Here is an 18,819-nt window from a genome sequence, read left to right as displayed (position 1 = left end):
ACTACTTCCTTTTTTTAGCGTCGGAAGTTATGAGACCGTCCTTGAGAAGCACGAGTCGGTCAGCGAAATCCATAACCATCCTGTCATGAGTAGAGAAGATGAATGTGCTGTGCTTTTCCTGATTAAGCTTCTTCATGAGATCGAGTATCTCCTGGCCGGTCGTGGAATCAATGTTTGCGGTGGGTTCATCGGCAAGCACCAGCTTAGGTTCCTTCACAAGGGCGCGGGCGATAGCCACGCGCTGCTGCTGGCCGCCCGACATCTCTGAAGGCCGTCGGTGTATATAATCCTTCAATCCGACTTCGATGAGGATTTTTTCCACCGTGTCCTTGCGTTTTGATTTATCCCATTTGAGTAGGATGAGCGGTATCTCCACGTTTTCGAATGCAGTGAGAACGGGAATCAGGTTGAACGACTGGAAGATGAAGCCGATGGAATCCTTTCTCAGGTTCGCTCTCATCTTCTTGTTCAAGCCCAGCAGGTCGGTTCCGTTAAGGGAAACGTTGCCTGAGGTAGGCACATCAAGGCATCCTATTATGTTCAGGAGTGTTGTTTTGCCCGACCCCGATGGCCCTGCAACGGAAAGAAACTCACCCTCGGCTATCTCGAGATTTATACCTTTAAGTGCATGGGTAAGTACCTTGCCTGTTTTGTAGTCTTTTACGAGATTATTAATGCTCAAAAGAGCCATTGCTACTCCTTTTCATAATCGACTGATTTTATTTCTTTTCAAGACCCTTCATCAGGATATCCACGAATTCCTCAATATCCTCATCCGACATGGGCTCGCGGTTCTTGATAAACTGCGTAATGAATTTCGATCCGTGAACGAACGACAGGCTGATTAGATAAAGAACTCCCATTTTGGGATTGATGGGTTTTATTTCGCCCTTCTTGACCGCAGAGGAGATCATTTCTTCAAGATACTTCACTCCTGTCTGCATGGCCCCGGCAAGCGAAGGAGTCAAACCTGGTGAGGCTATTCCTCCCGAAAGCATTTCTTTAATGAAAAGCTCTATGGCGGCGTTCTTCTGGGCTGCCATGCGCATTTTTGCCTTTCCCAGAGCAATAAATCTGTCGCGGAAGGAAGCCTCGGGGTCGTCGAGCTTGATAAGAATCTCCATCAGATCCGCGACCGTGTCCTTCAGCACTGCCTGGTACAGGCCTTCCTTGTCCTTGAAGTAGTAATAAATATTGGGCAAGGTAACGCCTGCCTTATCGGCGATATCCCGTATAGATGCGCCTTCGTAACCCTTTGCGGCAAAGAGTTCTAACGCGGCATTCAATATTTTTTTTCTTACCTCGCCCTTGACGCGCTTCGTTTTTTCTTGTTCCTCGCGTGCGTTCGTTATAACCGCAAGAACGTCAACCGAATCCACATCTTCCTCGAATAGGTTTTCTTTCGGTTCGGTGACCCAGTAGCGCGAGCCGTCGCGTGGTCGTGAGAGGAAACCTTCATCCACGAGCTCCCGCCTCAACGTAACGTGGTCGAGTCTTTCCGGCGCCTCAGCCTTTTTAAGCCAATTCCTGATCAAATCGTTAATCTCAGTCTCCTTGTACTCCTTTGAGGAGTTAAAGGAGAGAGCGAGCGCTTTAAGCACTACCGCTTTATCCCTCCGTCTCTTAGGGATGCCTCCAAGACGCTTCAGCGCGAATAGCTCGACAACCCTTTTTTCAAACTCATTCCTTGTTATTAATTTGTTTTGCACCGACACTCCAAATTCAAAAATTTAACTAACGTTAAGTAATTATAACGTATAAATGGATGTTGTCAAGTCTTTTTAACTATCGTTAAATAAAAAAACATTTAATTGATTTTAAGTCAACATTTTATCTATCGTTAAGTAATTTGTGCGATGAATCGAAAACTTCTTAATATCTGAATATGTTGGAATCTGAGAACGGTGTGTCTAGCGCTGGTCGATTAATGCGATTCCCTCTCCCAGAGCACGTTGCCTTTGAAATCCTCTTTGCGTGTTATTTTGCCTTCTTTATCGTAAATGGTTCTTGAGTCCCATTTTTTCTCCGGGATATTCTGACCGTCCGGCGCGGTATATCGGTAGGTGTATTTGGGCACGTCGGTCCCGGTCCAGTACTCCACGCTGTCAACGGCCCAGATGGGCGAGAGGGTGTTTGTTCGATAGTATACTATCTTACTGAGCAATCCTTTTTGGTATATATAACGCCAATTAACAATACCAACCTGGGTAACGAAAAGAAACCCTTGCGAGTTGACCGGGTAGAGGGCGTCCACCGTATCGTTGTCGAATGCGTAGAATTCTCCTCCGTCGGGATAAGGTTTTGTGATCCATATGTATTCGATTCTGCTTTCCTTTCTCCATATCCTCACGAATCCCATGTTCAAATCACCACCCGCGATTTTTTTCAGTCCCTTCGACCATTCCTCCGGCCTAGGTTTAGAGTATCGAAGCGGGGGGAATGAGTCGTAGGCGTAAGCGGCAATTGCGTAATCAGAACCGGACAGGTCAGGGAAATACTCATAAATCGTGTTCGGAAAGAGACTGACGGAAGAATCCTTCGCCTGCATGGCGGATTTCATCTCCCAGTAGTTGCCGCGGGAATCCTTGAATCCGGGAGGTGGGCCGAAACTTCTTTCAGGATTGAGAGTAAAGGTCAGAATCAGGTCGTGATACTCCTTAAAGGGAAGCAGCAGGTCTCCGTAAAGCTTGATTGTTCCGTATACAGACAGGCTGAATGCGCTGTCCTCCAGGTTTCCGCGAATCACATCCTTGACCTTGCAGCTGAATACATGCCCCCAGCCGTGCGACATCTTGTATCGGGCGTCAACGAGAACGACAAGGGTTGAATCCGTGACCATCTCGTTGCCGTTACTTGCGGTACTCGAATTACCCGAGGCTTCGGTTGTACCGCATCCTGTTATTGCGAGAACGCTTAACAGCATCAGGAAATCATGAAACCCCACTTTATTCTTTGCATCCTCTTCGATAATCAACCAGCTTGACGTCAACCTCGCAAACCGTGCCGTGATGGACGTATCTGTACCTCGCAATTCCTATTCCGGGAACGAAATCCAGGATCGTGTGATCGGGCAAGGTTACAAGGGCCAGGCTATAACGAGTAAAGCGGGGCAGAGGCGGCTCTCTTATCAACCAGGGATCGAGGCTGTCAATCTCGATAACCTGCCAGCGACAGCCGCTGTCCAGTCCTCCAAAGGTCTTGTTGATGGAAAGCGGAAGATCAAGAAAAAGCTCGGATTCATCGAACAGCCCGTCGAGTGAATCGTTCTTATCCAGCAGTCTCTCGAGGACTTTCTCCGCCCGTAAACGTTCCAGCATGTAGTATCTGTCTTCTCCTGTATGAGCAATCAGGTAATCGCCGGGTTGCCGGTTTTCGTCATACCAGGCAAGATCTGCGGGATGTCCTTTTGCCCGCGCAGCCGTAATCCCATTCCTTTCAATCGTTTCGACGATCTCCATCATCCATGTGATCGTATCCTCCCTGATCTCAGGCGAATCGGGTACGCTCCATTTTACCTTGCCTTTGTATTTCCAGCATGTACCATCGAACAAAGGAAAAGCGTAGCTCAAACTTGACGTTCCGGATTGAGTTGGATTTGAAAAAACAAGGCCCGGTATGGTCGACAAAAGCGAAATTATCTTCACCGCGTTCCTTCTTGTACTATTCAAGCGTTACCGCTCCCAGCCGTATATCCTTCGCTCGGCTGTCGCGAGAAGCCTCTCACCCGAACCCTCCTCGCCCTCCTCGCCCTCATCGCCTCCCTCTGGCACGAACCAGAGCTCGAATCGCGCCGGGTATTCGTGCTCCCAGTCTCCCTCCTTGCACCAGACCTCCGAGTCGAAGAAGAACTTCTCCTTTTGGTCGCTCGACCACCCGACATACTCTATCGTTCTCTTCTGCTCCATTTCGTACATCACCTCGACACCGGTCTCCGTGTTGAATACTTTGAAGTATGTCCAGCCGGGTTCTCCTGGATTCACGTATCCCGAAGCCATGTAGATGCCGGGTTGCATACCATCTAAAACCAAGATTTCAGACTTGTCTGAAATCTTGGTTGAGGCTTGGGGCAATTGGGTCGAGGAGAAACCATTATCAAGGAGATGCCTCAATTCCTCGTTGATCTCATTGACGGCCCTTTGAGTGAAAGCCCTGTCTCCGCTCTCTGCCTGCTCATAGATCTCGAGCCAGACCCCTTCGCCTTCCAGAACGAGGTACGACTCAATGCCGGGCTGCTCGTACTTCGGTTTGTACATGTTGAGTTCAACCCCGGAGTCGCCGATTGCGCCCTTATCGTACCAGTTGTTGCGTATCCAGCCGTCCTCGCTTCTGTTTTTGTACGGTTGGAGCCTCAGCATCACCCTCGACTGAAGCAGTGTGTCTTTGGTAAAGTCGGCTACATAACCGTGCAGAGTGGTAAACCAGCCATCCTCGCTCTTCGATCTTTTAAGTGCAACAAGGGTTCCTTCGATTACCGGCGTCTCGCCGAATCTTGTTACACGCCACTCGGCGCTCGAACAGAGGTAGCGCAAAAGAAGCTCCCTTTTTTCTCCCTTGAAAAGAGAGAGTGTCGTGTCGGCCGCATCAATCTTGCACGTTCCCGCTTTCGTCCGCTCGTCTTTCGTATCAAGGAGTTCATTCACGACTGTACCACAGCACCCTGCCATAAATGTAATCAGGATAATGGAGAAAGGCAAAATAAGCTTTGGAAGCTGCTTGCTCATTTTATTATCAGACGAGTGAGAGTAGATTTTGGTTGCGCCGATTTCATTTTATTGAAAGCTCCAGGCCGTAGTTGTCGATGTCGAAAAGGATGCTTTCCGAGAAATTTGCAGCGTTCCTTACGTATGCGAGATACTCCTTAAACACACCTCTTTTACTGAATACCGGTTCGGTCACATCGTGCGCTAGAACCCATGCGCCGGCTGAAAGCCTTGGGTAGAGCTTTCTCAGAAGGTAGAGGTAAAGGCCTTTTCCTTTTTTTCCATCGTCCGCATCAAGATGGAGGAAATCAATAGTTCCATCGAAGCGTTCAGCGAACGAGCGGCCATCCTCGGCTACCAGCTTAACGTGCTCAGCGCCTTCGAGTGTCGAGAAGTTCTTTTTGGCGCCCTCGATTGCCTTTTCGTTGATGTCTATACCGTAAACCTTGTCTGCAGAATATGCTTTATCTCTGCCGCAACTCGGGGCAGCGCTGTACGCGAGCGTGTAGCCGTAAAAGATTCCGATACCGACGACCGTCTTTGCTTGTTTGACGGAGGAAAGCATGTAGAAGAGCCTGCGCATCGCTCTCGTAAAAGTCGTCCAGGGAAAGAACCAGTCTTCCCTGGTCAGTTTCACGAGCCTGTCATAGGCGTCCTTGCGATAGAACGCATCGGTTGGAACAAGTTTTCTCTTTTTGAGCATCTCCAGAATCGAATCGACCATGCACTCGTCCTGTGTTGCTGACAAGTGGTTCAGGAAGTCTTCGTCCCGGAATGCAACCTCCCTGCGAAGACCGTCCGGAGCTTCGTAATTGAATCTTGCGTCCTGCGCGACTTGGTTGCCTCGCTCCTTAAGCGTTAGGAGTGTTTCTTCAATAATCTTCTTGCCGGGTTTATACAAAAGAGCCATCCGTTTATCCTATTCTTGTGAAATCTACATTGACAAGGGGTGCATCGTTCTCGATGTTTTGTTTGTAGCGAGCCATTATAGCCCTGCCGCGTTCGTCGAGATCGTTAACGTCCAGCTTCTTGTATATGAAGACGTAGGTGACCATCTCCCTCAGTTTCAGGAAATCGTGATAGGTCTCTTTCCACCAGTCGTCAAGCTGGTTTTCCTTTTCGTATCCCTTCCAGAAGTTCTTTAAGAAAAAGCGCACAAACTCAGCCATGTCCGCGTCCGCGCCGCCAAGCCATCGCGAATAGAAGAGAAGGGTCGCGATGTCACCAGCAAACCAGATATGGTGTGCGTCGTCGAAATCGATGACGGTCAGTCTCTTACCGTCCACCAGAAGGTTGCTCTGGTGCATGTCGGTGTGAACGAGTCCATAGGTTTCGCGATCACAAGGAAGTTTCTTGAGTCTTTCGACCAGCGCTTTGCACTTCTCAAGCACTATCAGTTGATCTGATGGGATGTAGTGGTCCCACCTCAAATAATCGAACTCATGCCAGTGTTCGCGTCTTATCTCTTTACCAGGATCCGGGTAGTCCTTGGTCAGCCGATGGGTCATTCCCACTATCCTGCCCCACTCCTCGATAAGATCGGGTGTCCACTCACCCTGCCCTAAAAGCTTTCCCGGGGCTTTCTCGAACGACACAACGAGAAAGTAAGAGCCGTCTTTTGCATCCACTTTCTCAACCAGATTGCCCTGCGGCGAGGTGTGCGCCATTGCCGCAGGCACGCCTCTCGCCGCTAAATAGTTAAGCCAGTCTATCTCACCGCGAATATCTTCTTCGGTTCTGTGCGAGGAATGTGTCACGCGAAGAATCCTCTCCTGCCCGTCATGAGGGTAGGAGTATACGAAGTTCTCTATGTCGCCGAGGAGCTTTAAGGCTTCCGGCTTAGTCCCGTACAGCTTAGTGACTTCCCGCCTGATCCGGTCACTATAAATCTTTACTACATGTTTTTCCATGCCGCATCACTTGTTGATAAATCATCCGCAGCACGATGAAGCAGCATCGTCCGGTCCGCATGTCGCTTCCTTTCTTCCAGTGAGCGCGGCCTGAATCATGGCCGCGGCGCAGCCGACTCCCGAATCCACCGTTATCGCCTTTGGCGGGCAGTTGCGCTGGCATGCCCCGCACTCCATGCATAAATCGGGCTTGGCGGGCAGTGCTTTCCTGGAGTTCATCGCGAAGACTCTGTGCGGACAGACAACAGTGCACATACCACATCCTATGCATTTCTCCGGGTCATACTTCAGGGTATTCTCAACATTCATCTCCACAACCTAGCTATCTTTACAACAACGTCGAAAACGGTTACCAACAGCCCAATGCCGAATAGCCAAGCCATCACAGGAATATACTTGTACATCTCCCTTCTTACGCCCGACTTGGACGTGAACGTCGTCGAACCCGTGAAATTCAAGGCGAGATATGCGGTTACGGGCGGAATCAGCAAAAGATAAATCACCGAGTCCACCGTGCGCATCCACCACACAGAGGTCGTGTTCGTGAAAAAGATTGCCAGGGCAAATCCCACTGCAACGAGCCCTCCGAGAATGAAGCCCTTCGAGCTGAAATCCCTAGTGGGTATCCATGGGAGGAGGAGGGGGAAGAGCGCTGTACCTGCAAGGAACGCGCTCGCCGCCGCAACAGATGCGAGCCATCCTCCGACAAAGAAGAAGCCTACGCCTGCTGCAATCATATAAACGAAGGAAGCCACGAACTCTACTGGAATCAAAACCGCCCTGTCCTTTATATCGAAGCGAACGGTCCGCATCTTCTCGTCAGCCTTGCCATACTTCATGTATTCTTGCAAATCTTCAGCCCTTATCGGTCCGTATTCGACAGAAAACCCGGTTCTGCGCTTTACCTCGTGTGCGGATACGCCGGTTGCGCCTAATTGTGGAAGTATCAGTTTGCGATGGTTCACAATCTTCTCAAGTCCTGTTTCCCTGATGTAATAGCACAGCATTGTTGTTCCGAACGTTCCCTTGCCTGCAGCGCACCATACGTTTATGCCTCTCGTATTCAGCACAAGTATCCATGCGTCAACTCCGGCAAGATTCTCTCGCAGCGCGTCGAAGCTAAGCGTGTAGTTTGCGGTCACGAAAACAGGGGAGTTGGGGGATGGGGCACCGAGCGCGTAAAGTCCGGGTTCTATTCTGTGACCTTTCCGGTTGATGCCCCAGCGCGCAAGGAAGTGATCCCAGCGGTGTCTGATGGATAAGCGCGAATCGGTTTCTTTAATCCGTGTCCTTGTATCTGCTTCGGATTGTTTGGTCATTACTTAGTCTATCGAGACACCGGAAATAGTCAACGCATATTATTCCAGAGCCGTGTTAGTAGAGCTCTATTTAACCGCGATCTCAGACCGCATATTGTCCAATTCATGCTTGAGCTCGTAGACCTCCTCTTTTTCATGCGGTATCTCGACCGCAGAACTTTTCCCAAGGAGTTCACCAAAGAAGGAGGTGCAAGCGCCGCAGTCGGTTTACATATTCCTAGCGCATATTCGTGAAAGAGTTATCGGTGTTACGGGTCAAAACAGCTCCTCGAAATCGTAGTCGCGGCGCTGACAGTCGGGTGCGCTCATATATGGTTCAGCCAGAAAGATGTGCAGTTTCATATTATCCGGTTCAAGTATTACAGAATGAATGGTTCCTCCGGTCTGAACGTTTCTGAGAATCTTGAGGGCTTCATCCATGTCTGCGTTACCGTCTGATTTAGCCTGGATAAGATCCTTCTTGACGCTGAGGTAGCGGTCTACACTGGATGTGCCGGATTCAGGTATGCCGGTACTTCTCTTGAGGTAGTGGTTGGTATTGATGATGCCGCTGGTGAATTCCAGGGTCTGGTCGCAGGAAGAATTTTTGGGCAGTCCGGGGTTGTCCGAAGGACTTCTCAACGTTGCCCTGCCGTCAGGATGAGTGGCATCGCCGTCATACTCGATTACACCGGCAATTTCATCGTTGGTTCTGCCTTGACTCGGGAAGCAGATGAAAAAGTTGTTGCCAATTAAGGCAGGCATTGAATCGAACATCGCTTCTACTTCGGCTGGGGTATTCGATGCCCCCGCGGTTTCGATGATCCTCCGCAGGGCGAAGCCCCTCGGTACGAAGCCGCCTGCATCGCTTGTCGGGAATTCATTGGTGCTGTGCATCATTGCGCATACCCCGTCTTCGTTTATTCCGGTAAGGCATCCCGCGTATCCGCAAATGCTGGTCGAAACCCACCGTTTATTCAGCCCGTCATCGAACGAGATTATTACCTGATACTTTTTAACCACGTCTTTCTGATCGTGAATGTAATCCATATTCCTGGCAAGCAGCACAGAAGAGTCGCTTCGCCCTTCGTCCCAGATGGCGAAGCTCGAACACTCCATATCGGCAAGCACGTGTGCGATTTTTATGTCATCAAGTGCAATTAATCTTGCCTTTTCCCCCTTTGGTTTTACCATCCGGTCCTCTTCGGGCAGGGCGTCTTTAATTCCGTCAAGCATCCCCTGCATTTCGTCCAGATAGGCTTTATCCCAGGTGAAATCCTTAAGGACGCTGACTGCGTCGCTGTAATCATGTCCTTCGTATTTAATTATCCAAAAGATGTAGTCCTGTATTACGTTGATAATCTCAGCCCCGAGAAGGTATCCGTAGTTGTAGCCCATCTCGTAATTTGAGCCGGACAGTTTCAGGATTCTTTCGTCTCCATTCACGATGAGTGTGGCCTTTGCGTCAGGGGATAAGTAGGTTCCGTCACCCTTGCCCTCAGGCAGGTCTATCGAACAATCGAGAATTGCCGTCGTGGAGATCAGCAAAATCATAAAAGCCGTCAACCGCATTATGCTCCTCCTTATTTGCTCAACTATACCTGCCTGTCTGCGCTTGTCAACCTGCGCTTGACTGCGGCTCAGGACTGCATATAGTCCTACCCATGCTTGAACTCATAGGGCTTTTCTTCTACGCTCGATATCTTGGCCGCAGGACTCTTTCCAAAGGCTACTCCAAAGGCCGGGGGATAGGAATTGCAGTCGGCTTCTGGCTTGGTCTGGAGCTTTTGGCCGGAACCATAGGCGCCTCAATAGCTCTTTCATCAGGATTTGACGGAAGCTCCCTCATCATAGCTTCACTTCCTTTCGCGCTTTCAGGAATCGGATTAGCAATCCTTGCCTCCTGGTTTCTTGTCAAACGCATGCCTGTACGGAAAGATGAAATTCTTGCAAGGCTCAACTCCAGAGCGGGCAGCGAGGATGACTTTTGTCTTTATGTGAAGGGGCTTTCAGAGCTGGGGCCTTCAATCCTTCCCTTGCTTGAAGACCTTCACGATCGCGAGCTTAACTGGCCTCGTTCCGAACGCTTCCGTCAATCGCTCTCAGACGCCATTTCTAAACTCCGCACACTCCAAAAATAATCTTTAGTGTCGAACGTACTCTTCGTATGGCACCGTAACGGGGATTATCTCAGATTTTTTAGCTGTTTGCTCTATCGAGGTGTGGGTCAGCTTCTCGCTTATCTCCCAAAGCTTCCACCAGTCCGCTATCCTGTATGAAGCTTTTGACGAAATTTTTTGTCGGGATTTGTAAAAATACCTTCCCGTTACGCCTCTGACTTCGGGCGAGGAAGCAAGGTAGATGCTTGTTTGTGCACCCTTTTCCGGTGAAACCGCAAAAAGCTTCGAAACGCCCGCGATGACCTTCATGAAACCGGTGAGATCCTTGCCCACGTTTGTCCTTACGAGCCCGGGATTGAGCACGTTTACGCTTACACCTGTTCCTTCTAGCCTTTTTGCTAGTTCGTAGGTGAACATAATCAGCGCCAGTTTAGACTGAGTGTAACTCTGCGGGCTGGAAACCTGGTTCATATCAAGGGCGTCAAAATCGAAGTCGTTTGTAAACCTGTGAGCGAACGAGGAGACGTTTACTATACGCGAGGGCGCTGATTTCTTCAATATACCCAGGAGAAGGCTCGTCAGAAGAAAGGGGCCGAGGTAGTTAGTCGCAAAAGTAAGCTCATATCCGTCCTTGCTCTTACGCAACGTGTTGATCAAGATACCGGCGTTGTTTACGAGTACGTCCAGCCGAGGAAATCGCTTCTTGTATTTTTGTGCAAGGTCCCGCACATCCCGCTGAGAGGAAAGGTCCGCTATCTCTAAATAAACATGAGGATTCCCGCTGGCTGCTATTATCCTGCGTCTTGCCCGCTCGCCACGACCACGGTCCTTCGCGACCGTTACGACAACCGAACCCATCCTTGCAAGTCCCAAAGCGGTCTCGTATCCTATTCCTGAATTCGCTCCTGTAACGATTGAAAACTTGCCCTCCATGCGGCATGAAGATTCCATCATTCGATTCCTTTTTCAGGATACTAGGTATGCGGGCTAGTATCGGGCATCGCAATAATTGGCTGTATCTTCGGTTTTTGAACGGCGCGCTCCCTTGCTTTCTCGGTCATCGCTTCGCTTATTTCCCAGAGTTTTTCCCAGTCTCTGGTATTGTAGGAAGCCTTTGTTGTTTCTTTCTCTCTGCACTTTTCGAAGTATTTCCCTGTAACGCCGGCGACCTCTGGCGAAGATGCAAGATAAATGCTGGTTCTGGCTCCTTTCTCCGCGGAAATGCCGAAGAGGGTCTTCATAACTAATGCGTTGACCTTCATGAAACCAGCATAGCTGTTTCCAAGATTGGTGTTTACGAGCCCGGGGTTCAAGGCGTTTACCGATATGCCTGTGCCTTCGAGTCTTTTTGCGAGTTCGTAGGAATACATGAGCATCGCAAGCTTGGATTCAGAGTAAACTTGCATCGCCGAGAAACGTCCTCTCCGTCTGTCAAGATCGTCGAAATCTATCCCTTGAACCATCTTGTGCACGAAAGAGGATACGTTGACTATCCGCGATGGCGCCGAGGTTTCAAGCGTGTCAAGAAGGAGGTTAGTCAAAAGATAGGGACCGAGGTAGTTTGTGGCAAAAACCAGTTCGTATCCGTCAACGCTTTCTTGACGTTTATCAACAGAAATGCCGGCATTGTTGATGAGTACGTCCAGCCGTTTGTATTTTTCCTTATACATCCTTGCGAGATGGATTACATCATTTTGCGATGAGATGTCGGCAATCATTAAATCAATCGACCGGTTGCCGCTCAGCCGGATTATCTCGCGCCTGGCGCGCTCAGCGCGCTCCTTGTTGCGGCAGACCATTACTACGGCTCCAGCCATTCGCGCTAAACCCAGCGCGGTCTGGTATCCTATTCCCGAATTTGCTCCTGTGACAATCGAGATTTTGCCCTCCATGCGGCACGAAGATTCTAACATAAGAATCCTCCTTTCTCCAAGTCTCCATACTTAGCCTTAAAAAGTCTGTATTTATTATAGAACAGGAAGTGTACGTGTCAAGCGCTTGTATATTAGCTACTTGAAGTTAAACAGACTCGTTCAAAACTAATCCTCGAAAAATAATCGGAATATATTGATAAATAACAACTTGCGACATAACAAGACAGGGATGACTATTTTGTCTTGGTTTAGCAGGAGTAAATTATCGGGCTTGACCTTTTCCAGTTTCCGACTAAGCTATGTTCGTGAATCGTTTTCTTCGATTTGTACTTCTCTTCTTGCCTGGTCTTATTCCGGTAACTGCGTTCGGCTCCACCTACGCCGTGCTCGAATACGAGGGTCCTATAGGCCCTGTTGCCGAGCGCTACATCTCCAACGGTATAGACCGAGCAGTGGGGGAGGGGGTATCGTTCATCCTTTTGAAAATCGATACGCCCGGCGGACTCGATGAGTCAATGCGCGCAATCGTCAAAAAGATCCTCGCCTCTCCGGTCCCCGTCGTCGGCTACGTCTACCCCCAGGGCGCTCGTGCGGCATCCGCTGGCGTCTTCATCATGCTTGCCTGCAACGTCACCGCAATGGCGCCGGGAACCAACATGGGCGCCGCGCACCCGGTTAACATGGGAGGTCAGCAGCCCGACTCCGTCATGATGGGCAAGATAGAGAACGACGCCGTAGCGTTCGTGCGCTCGATAGCCGAGAAACGCGGACGCGACGCGGACTGGGCGGAGCGCTCCGTCCGCAAATCCGCGTCGGTATCCGCCGAGGAGGCAAAAAGGCTCAAGCTCATCGATTTCATCGTCTCTTCGCCTGAGGAACTTGTGGAGGCGCTCGACGGCCGCGTGGTCGAAACTCCTTCGGGCAGGATAACGCTTCAAACCGCCGATGCCCGCGAAGTAAAAGTCGGCATGCGCTGGTTCGAGAAGCTTTTGGGCGTGCTCTCCAATCCCAACCTCGTCTACATCCTCATGATGATTGGCATCTACGGGCTCATCGCGTGGGTGCAGAATCCAGGCTCCATATTCCCGGGCGTCATAGGCTTCATCGCGCTCGTGTTCGCGCTTTACGGGCTCCAGGTCCTGCCGGTCAATTACGCGGGACTGGCCCTTATAGGTCTTGCAATATTTCTCTTCATCCTGGAGGTGAAGGTCACCTCGCATGGAATGCTCGCAGTAGGAGGCATTGTGTCTTTGATACTTGGTACCGTTATCATGTTTCAGTCGGTCCCTCAATCATTCGGGATTTCATGGCCCGTCATCATCATCGTCATCGCGATAGTGGCCGCGCTCCTTGCGCTCATCGTCTACCTTGCCGCGCGCGCACACACGCGCAAGCCCACCACCGGCAACGAGGGCATGATAGGCTGGACCGGCGAGGCCCGCTCCGACCTCACCTATTCGACCGAAGGCTCCGTCTACGTGCACGGCGAGTACTGGACCGCGGTGCCCGCCGACTCCTCCAGCAAAATCAAAAAGGGCGAGCGCGTCAAGGTCGTGGCCATGGACGGCATGGTGCTCAAGGTCGAGAAGCTCCAATAACACACCCGTAACACGCCAACGTCATTCTGAGACCCGCCGATTCGGGGCGAAAGAATCGCCCTATTGAGTCTGTCTCTTATAACTGAAAAATTCCTGATGATTAAGGCTATTGCCTCGCCGGCTGGAAGCCGTCTCGCAATGACTCCTTTCTGGGGTGGAAGATCCCCCTGTCCTTCGGACATCCCCCTTCAAAAGGGGGATGTCGAGTCCCCCCTTATTAAAGGGGGGAGGGGTCATCGCGAGTGAGTCGAAGACGAACGTGGCGATCTCCAGGCACTTTATCAGAACACTCTTGATAGAGCCATGTGCTTTTGGCTCTGTGCTATGGGATCGCCACACCTTCTGCGAAGGTTCGCGATGACGAAAGGTAGGGGCTGACCTTCAGGTCAGCCCGCGCAGTATTTCGGGCCGACTTAAAAGTCGGCCCCTACGAGGTTAATCTTCTGGGGGTCCTACGTTTCCTAATCTGAAGTGTTTCCAATCATTGTATTTTTGAAAAGCATTCCATCTAGCTTCGAGTCTATCTTCCAGTATTCCAAATTTCTTACCCTTTTCGACTGCTTTTTCAAATAACTCTTCTTTTAGAAATTCGTCAACAATACCATTTTTCTCAAGAAGATGATACAACCAACTGGTATTTGGTTCTTCGAATCTCGCATCTGTTAACCAAATTTCTTTCAGTATTTCTTTACTAATATTGTCTGATAGTTCGAATTTGTATCTCGGTATGAATTCAACAATACTTTCAAAAAGCCATTCGAGCCATTCCTGCCAACCTTCTCTTAGATGTCTGTCATAGATATATTCAAGAATATCGTAAGTGTAATGTTCTTGCAGTGTGTTTGCTCCTCGTATCATATCTGCAAGCATGGCTTCAGGAGGATGCTTTTCCATAATCCTAAACAAAGCCAGAAAGCATTGGATCGATAACCGCATTCTGGTGTCTCTATTACATCGCGCTGCTATCGCAATGATTATATTTCGTGCAGCTACTTCAGTATGCCTGTCTTTTATTTCAACTGCATTTGTTCCGATTCTTTCAACTTGAAGAACTGTAATAAAAGGTGCCCTCGAATTGTCTATTGTATCCCAACAGGTTTCACGAAGTTTCGAGTTTATTGATTCCTGAATTTTCGAGAAGTGTTTCTTCTCTTCCGAATCATCTTTCAATTGGTTCAAGATTTCCCCAATCTTAATGAGCAAATCCGCCATGGCTTCTTCTGCCAATTCGAAAACCTCGAAATTGAAGTCCGTATAAGCACCCATAGCAATGATGTCAAGCGCGTTGATGTTTTTTTCAATCCTTCGGAAATTTTTCTTTGCGATAAATCCTAATCCTTCAACTTTAAGGAATTCAATAATCACATCCATGTTTATTCTGTCCCTCAAATAAAGGAAGAACGGCACGAGCGAAAGAATGATGATACTGCCCCAAATCAGGGAGATAATTGCCCATCCCCATGCAGGGTTTATTAACAGCCACGAAAGCGGGAAAACAACGGACGAAGCAAACAGAAGCATATACCAGATAATTGATTTGGGGAAAACTATTCTCATGGAGCGGTGCGTGTATTTGGTTACGAACTGGACGGCAATCAAGGTAATCGAGAAAACAAGAGCGAATAATGCGCCAAGCACCTGCGCGGTTGCGCTCAGGAAATATTTGATCCTGTCGTCAAAATCATCCAATGAAGTATCGAGAAACCGTAATAATCACTCAGCAAATATATAGCCGTTAGTAAAACGACTATCACGGGTGTGGCAATCGTGATGCCGACCACGACGCCGAGCCAGGAAAACCTCCTGCCGTTACTCATGCTTGATGATAGGCTGGGGGAGGGGGATGTCAAGAAACTCCACCCCGCAAATCTGCTCCGCATCTCCGCGGGGACCCCGACACCCCCACCATACCCTCCCCCGTCAAGGGGGAGGACATAAGGAGCATTTTCGTCAAGACGAAAATAGATTGCTTCGCCGGCTCGGAGCCGTCTCGCAAAGACACATTAAATTTTTTTGACGTGTTTCTTCAATTCTGACTTCATTGACCTCAAATTTTGTCCCTCTTTTGTCCAGCTTTTGTCCATGTTTTGTCTATCTTTTAGGGGGGCTTCTGTCCATCTTCTGTCTACCTTTTGACCAACTTTTTCACCCCAAACGTCTGCTCCACATACGTTCGGGGACCCCGTTTGTCCAGCTTTTGTCCCACTTTTGTCCAGCTTTTGACCATGAAACGTGACTTCAGTTTTTGAATCCTGACCTTAACCGGGGTCCCCAAAAAAATGCCTCTAGCGTTTTTTTGGGGTTTTCATTTAGCTTGACATAACGCCTTTTCTCTGGTATGCTTGCAGCTTATGCGAGAACTAAGCGTCAATGTCGATCATGTGGCGACCTTGCGCGAAGCAAGGCGCGAGCGGTTTCCTGATCCTGTTGAAATGGCGTTACTTGCAGAAGCAGGCGGCGCGGATGGAATCACCTGCCACCTGCGTTCCGATAGACGTCATATACAAGACGAGGATGTCCGGCGCCTCAAGTCCGCCATCAAGGGCGAGTTGAATGTCGAGATGGCCGCTACCGATGAAATGACGCAAATCGTATTGGAAATAAAACCGCATCAGGCGAGTCTTGTTCCCGAGCGTGCAGACGAGGTTACGACCGAGGGCGGCCTAGATCTAGAAGCGAGATTTGACGCTGTAAGACCTTATGCTGAGAGGCTTACAGATGCGGGGATAAGGCTTTCTGTTTTCATAGAAGCGCGGGAGGAGACTATAAGTTATGCGAAAAGACTCGGTGCAGCGCGTGTTGAATTCAACACGGACGCCTATGCAAGGCATCCGGAACGCCGCAACGAGTTTATCCACTTGTTCAGAGAGAGAGCGAAGTTCGCTCAAGACAGCGGACTAGAAGTGCATATAGGTCACGCTTTGGATTACGATAATATCCAACCCTTGATGGAGATTCAAGAGATCAAGGGCGCTTCCATAGGCTTTGCCATAATTGCCCGCGCTCTTAAAACGGGCATGCGTGATGCGGTTCGAGAAATGGCGACCCTGATGGGAAAAAGCGTATAGTGGAAATTAAAAAAATCAAAAAACCCTGCGAGGTGGTTTGATGAAGCGTAGTTTGTGGATCAAACTGATCCTTTTTGTGGCATTCCTCGTGGTTGGAATCGTCCTGCTATATCCGACCATACAGCTATGGACAACGCCTGATTTGTCTGAAGAGGAAAGGATTCAACTTGAAAAAAGGTCTCTTCACCTGGGACTGGATATTGTAGGAGGCATGCATCTTGTTCTCGAAGCCGACACTGCCGGCAGAGGCTTTTCTGCACAGGATGTGGCAAGCGCTACCGACAACGCGGTCAGAATCATCCGAAAGAGGGTTGATGATCTCGGCGTCTCTGAACCTAATATTCAGAAGGTAGGAAAGAACAGAATACAGGTTCAGCTGCCAGGAATAGCGGACAGACAAAGAGCGCTCGATATACTTGGAAGAACAGGCCTTCTGGAGTTCAGGATGCTGGCGGATCCCGCGGCTGAGGCTAACGTTTTTAAAAGCGTCAATGCTTTTTTATCCGGGGATACGACGGGAGGAGAGAAACCCCTGAGCAGGTACTTCATAGCGGTGGAGAGCGATTCAGGCATCCTTGAGCGCGATTACCGCGAAGTTAAAGACCTTCTTCTTAAGGCGAAATCGATGATTCCATCCGATGCGGAGATTCTCTTCGGACCGCAAGAGAATGTCGGCAACCAGAGCGTAAGACGCATCTACGTTGTAAAAAAACAGGTGACAATTACGGGCGGCGACATCAACGACAGGGAAGTTCAGGCGAAGATTTATGAAGGCAGGGAGCCTGGTCTTGCAGGTTCCTGGACTGTGGAGATGGGGTTGAAACGCTCAGGCCAGTACCGCTTCTCGGAGGTAACCGGACAGAACGTAGGCCGCAGACTCGCAATCGTTCTTGACGGCGTTGTCATGTCCGCGCCCGTAATTAAGGAACGTATTCCGGCCGGTTCGAAACCTGTTATTACGACTCAGGACAGGGAAGGAACAGAGGCAAGGGACCTCTCAAATGTTATTCGGCACGGCGCGCTCCCCGTTCCCTTGCGGATTGCCGAAGAAAGAACGGTCAGTCCGACGCTTGGGCGCGACTCGGTTAACGCCGGTCTCCTCGGTCTGCTTGTCGGTTTTGCTGCGGTTGTGCTTTTCATGCTAATCTACTACACCGGATCAGGATTGATTGCTGTCTTCGCACTTATCATGAACATCTTCGGTCTTTTAGCCATACTTGCAGGCCTCAGAGCGACCATTACGCTTCCGGGAATTGCAGGTATCGCCTTGACGATAGGCATGGCCGTTGACGCAAATGTTCTCATATTTGAACGTATCCGAGACGAACTCAAGATGGGTAAATTTACGAGAACGGCGGTTGAAACTGGATATCACATGGCATGGGCTGTTATTCTCGACTCGAATATAACCACGATTGCAACGGCCGTAATACTTTTCATCATCAACTCCGGTTCGGTTCGTGGCTTTGCCATCACCCTGACCGTGGGGCTTCTCGTAAACATGGTGACAGCGGTATATTTCACACGCGGGATATTCGATCTGCTCCTTCAGAAAAACCCTGCCCGGAAACTCTACATATAGGAGGATATGATGCTGCAGCTTATTAAAGACGCAAAAATTCCTTTCGTAAAACTTCGTTACCTCGGATACATTCTTTCGGGCGCGACCATTCTCATGACCATCATCCTCCTTATCGTCAACAAGGGACCTAACTACGGTCTGGATTTTACTGGAGGTACGAGAGTGGGCCTAGAATTCTCGTTTGATGTCTCTACAGGCGAACTTAGGAAAGCCCTTGCAAGCTTGGGTGAAACCGACGTAAAGATATTTCAGGTAAAAGAGCCGGGTACTGGCAAGGTAGGTTACGACATCCAGGTACCACCGCATACAAGCGTAGTCAAAGCTGGAGAGATAACCTTCAGTCAGAAACTTATCAATAAGATCAAGGAGATGAAACCCGGAATCACGGTAACCCTTACCGGCGAGGAGAACGTATCGGCCGCTTTCGGAAAAGAGCTTCAAAACAGGGCTCTTCTGGCAATGCTCATAGGCATTTTCCTGATGCTTCTCTACCTCGGTATCCGGATAAACTTCCGATTTTCCTCAGGTATCGCTATTTCGGTCTTTCATGACGTTTTCTTTACGCTGGGCATCATCACACTCGCTGGGATCAAGCTGGACGTAACCGTCATCGCGGCATTCCTCACGCTAATCGGCTACTCCGTGAACGACTCTATCGTCGTCTCCAAG

Annotated in this window: 19 protein-coding genes; 5 read left to right on the top strand and 14 right to left on the bottom strand. The window is 49.6% G+C overall.

Going from position 1 to position 18,819, the window contains the following annotated elements:
• Position 1: 1 nt before the first annotated feature.
• The 10 genes from GX441_09340 to GX441_09295 all read right to left on the bottom strand — a co-directional run bounded on the left by GX441_09340 (position 2) and on the right by GX441_09295 (position 9,462).
• On the bottom strand, positions 2-691 hold the full coding sequence (locus GX441_09340) for an ABC transporter ATP-binding protein (protein NLI98843.1): 690 nt from the start codon (positions 689-691) through the stop codon (positions 2-4).
• A 28-nt stretch (positions 692-719) separates the two neighbouring features.
• Positions 720-1,709, bottom strand: coding sequence for a DUF2087 domain-containing protein (locus tag GX441_09335; GenBank protein NLI98842.1), 990 nt, complete (start codon positions 1,707-1,709; stop codon positions 720-722).
• Between the two features lie 215 nt (positions 1,710-1,924).
• On the bottom strand, positions 1,925-2,923 hold the full coding sequence (locus GX441_09330; GenBank protein NLI98841.1) for a hypothetical protein: 999 nt from the start codon (positions 2,921-2,923) through the stop codon (positions 1,925-1,927).
• 22 nt (positions 2,924-2,945) lie between these two features.
• A complete protein-coding gene (locus GX441_09325; protein ID NLI98840.1) occupies positions 2,946-3,644 on the bottom strand; it encodes a hypothetical protein in 699 nt (232 codons plus the stop codon).
• A 27-nt stretch (positions 3,645-3,671) separates the two neighbouring features.
• Positions 3,672-4,664 (bottom strand): hypothetical protein, encoded by a 993-nt coding sequence (locus GX441_09320; GenBank protein NLI98839.1) that lies wholly within the window; start codon positions 4,662-4,664, stop codon positions 3,672-3,674.
• Between the two features lie 100 nt (positions 4,665-4,764).
• The gene (locus GX441_09315) at positions 4,765-5,610 is read right to left on the bottom strand and encodes a class I SAM-dependent methyltransferase (GenBank protein ID NLI98838.1); all 846 of its coding nucleotides are present in this window, start codon (positions 5,608-5,610) and stop codon (positions 4,765-4,767) included.
• Between the two features lie 4 nt (positions 5,611-5,614).
• The gene (locus GX441_09310) at positions 5,615-6,610 is read right to left on the bottom strand and encodes a phosphotransferase (GenBank protein NLI98837.1); all 996 of its coding nucleotides are present in this window, start codon (positions 6,608-6,610) and stop codon (positions 5,615-5,617) included.
• 21 nt (positions 6,611-6,631) lie between these two features.
• Positions 6,632-6,919 (bottom strand): ferredoxin family protein, encoded by a 288-nt coding sequence (locus GX441_09305; protein NLI98836.1) that lies wholly within the window; start codon positions 6,917-6,919, stop codon positions 6,632-6,634.
• The gene (locus tag GX441_09300; protein ID NLI98835.1) at positions 6,916-7,929 is read right to left on the bottom strand and encodes a carbon monoxide dehydrogenase; all 1,014 of its coding nucleotides are present in this window, start codon (positions 7,927-7,929) and stop codon (positions 6,916-6,918) included. The genes GX441_09305 and GX441_09300 overlap by 4 nt, the downstream gene beginning before the upstream one ends.
• A gap of 255 nt (positions 7,930-8,184) precedes the next feature.
• On the bottom strand, positions 8,185-9,462 hold the full coding sequence (locus GX441_09295) for a hypothetical protein (protein NLI98834.1): 1,278 nt from the start codon (positions 9,460-9,462) through the stop codon (positions 8,185-8,187).
• A 110-nt stretch (positions 9,463-9,572) separates the two neighbouring features.
• Here GX441_09295 and GX441_09290 point away from each other — a divergent pair, with 110 nt between their 5' ends.
• Complete coding sequence (locus GX441_09290) at positions 9,573-10,049, top strand: hypothetical protein (GenBank protein ID NLI98833.1); 477 nt, start codon at positions 9,573-9,575, stop codon at positions 10,047-10,049.
• Positions 10,050-10,052: 3 nt separating this feature from the next.
• On the opposite strand, the gene GX441_09285 is transcribed toward GX441_09290, so the two are convergent.
• Positions 10,053-10,979, bottom strand: coding sequence for an SDR family oxidoreductase (locus GX441_09285; GenBank protein NLI98832.1), 927 nt, complete (start codon positions 10,977-10,979; stop codon positions 10,053-10,055).
• A gap of 23 nt (positions 10,980-11,002) precedes the next feature.
• Positions 11,003-11,941, bottom strand: a complete 939-nt coding sequence (locus GX441_09280; protein ID NLI98831.1) for an SDR family oxidoreductase — start codon at positions 11,939-11,941, stop codon at positions 11,003-11,005.
• 266 nt (positions 11,942-12,207) lie between these two features.
• On the opposite strand from GX441_09280, the gene GX441_09275 reads away from it, so the two are divergent.
• On the top strand, positions 12,208-13,500 hold the full coding sequence (locus GX441_09275) for a nodulation protein NfeD (protein NLI98830.1): 1,293 nt from the start codon (positions 12,208-12,210) through the stop codon (positions 13,498-13,500).
• Positions 13,501-13,935: 435 nt separating this feature from the next.
• Here GX441_09275 and GX441_09270 read toward each other — a convergent pair whose 3' ends face one another.
• On the bottom strand, positions 13,936-15,057 hold the full coding sequence (locus GX441_09270) for a hypothetical protein (GenBank protein NLI98829.1): 1,122 nt from the start codon (positions 15,055-15,057) through the stop codon (positions 13,936-13,938).
• A gap of 95 nt (positions 15,058-15,152) precedes the next feature.
• Positions 15,153-15,317 (bottom strand): hypothetical protein, encoded by a 165-nt coding sequence (locus GX441_09265; GenBank protein NLI98828.1) that lies wholly within the window; start codon positions 15,315-15,317, stop codon positions 15,153-15,155.
• 534 nt (positions 15,318-15,851) lie between these two features.
• On the opposite strand from GX441_09265, the gene GX441_09260 reads away from it, so the two are divergent.
• The 3 genes from GX441_09260 to GX441_09250 all read left to right on the top strand — a co-directional run.
• Complete coding sequence (locus GX441_09260; protein ID NLI98827.1) at positions 15,852-16,568, top strand: pyridoxine 5'-phosphate synthase; 717 nt, start codon at positions 15,852-15,854, stop codon at positions 16,566-16,568.
• 40 nt (positions 16,569-16,608) lie between these two features.
• Entirely contained in the window at positions 16,609-18,150 is a 1,542-nt protein-coding gene (gene secD, locus GX441_09255; protein NLI98826.1) for a protein translocase subunit SecD, read from the top strand.
• 6 nt (positions 18,151-18,156) lie between these two features.
• The coding region (locus GX441_09250; GenBank protein NLI98825.1) for a hypothetical protein at positions 18,157-18,819 on the top strand (663 nt) is incomplete at its 3' end.

It is taken from the genome of bacterium, assembly GCA_012517375.1.
GTDB lineage: Bacteria > Hydrothermota > Tepidihabitantia > B3-TA06 > B3-TA06 > JAAYVC01.
This window is presented reverse-complemented; position numbering and strand designations above follow the sequence as displayed.

What these genes read in the sequence shown, in the direction of transcription:
- GX441_09340 (NLI98843.1), bottom strand. Translation starts at nt 691, where the DNA reads ATGGCTCTTTTGAGCATTAATAATCTCGTAAAAGACTACAAAACAGGC.
- GX441_09330 (NLI98841.1), bottom strand. Translation starts at nt 2,923, where the DNA reads ATGCTGTTAAGCGTTCTCGCAATAACAGGATGCGGTACAACCGAAGCC.
- GX441_09320 (NLI98839.1), bottom strand. Translation starts at nt 4,664, where the DNA reads ATGGCAGGGTGCTGTGGTACAGTCGTGAATGAACTCCTTGATACGAAA.
- GX441_09315 (NLI98838.1), bottom strand. Translation starts at nt 5,610, where the DNA reads ATGGCTCTTTTGTATAAACCCGGCAAGAAGATTATTGAAGAAACACTC.
- GX441_09310 (NLI98837.1), bottom strand. Translation starts at nt 6,610, where the DNA reads ATGGAAAAACATGTAGTAAAGATTTATAGTGACCGGATCAGGCGGGAA.
- GX441_09305 (NLI98836.1), bottom strand. Translation starts at nt 6,919, where the DNA reads ATGAATGTTGAGAATACCCTGAAGTATGACCCGGAGAAATGCATAGGA.
- GX441_09300 (NLI98835.1), bottom strand. Translation starts at nt 7,929, where the DNA reads ATGACCAAACAATCCGAAGCAGATACAAGGACACGGATTAAAGAAACC.
- GX441_09295 (NLI98834.1), bottom strand. Translation starts at nt 9,462, where the DNA reads ATGATTTTGCTGATCTCCACGACGGCAATTCTCGATTGTTCGATAGAC.
- GX441_09290 (NLI98833.1), top strand. Translation starts at nt 9,573, where the DNA reads ATGCTTGAACTCATAGGGCTTTTCTTCTACGCTCGATATCTTGGCCGC.
- GX441_09285 (NLI98832.1), bottom strand. Translation starts at nt 10,979, where the DNA reads ATGGAATCTTCATGCCGCATGGAGGGCAAGTTTTCAATCGTTACAGGA.
- GX441_09280 (NLI98831.1), bottom strand. Translation starts at nt 11,941, where the DNA reads ATGTTAGAATCTTCGTGCCGCATGGAGGGCAAAATCTCGATTGTCACA.
- GX441_09270 (NLI98829.1), bottom strand. Translation starts at nt 15,057, where the DNA reads ATGAGAATAGTTTTCCCCAAATCAATTATCTGGTATATGCTTCTGTTT.
- GX441_09265 (NLI98828.1), bottom strand. Translation starts at nt 15,317, where the DNA reads ATGAGTAACGGCAGGAGGTTTTCCTGGCTCGGCGTCGTGGTCGGCATC.
- GX441_09260 (NLI98827.1), top strand. Translation starts at nt 15,852, where the DNA reads ATGCGAGAACTAAGCGTCAATGTCGATCATGTGGCGACCTTGCGCGAA.
- secD (NLI98826.1), top strand. Translation starts at nt 16,609, where the DNA reads ATGAAGCGTAGTTTGTGGATCAAACTGATCCTTTTTGTGGCATTCCTC.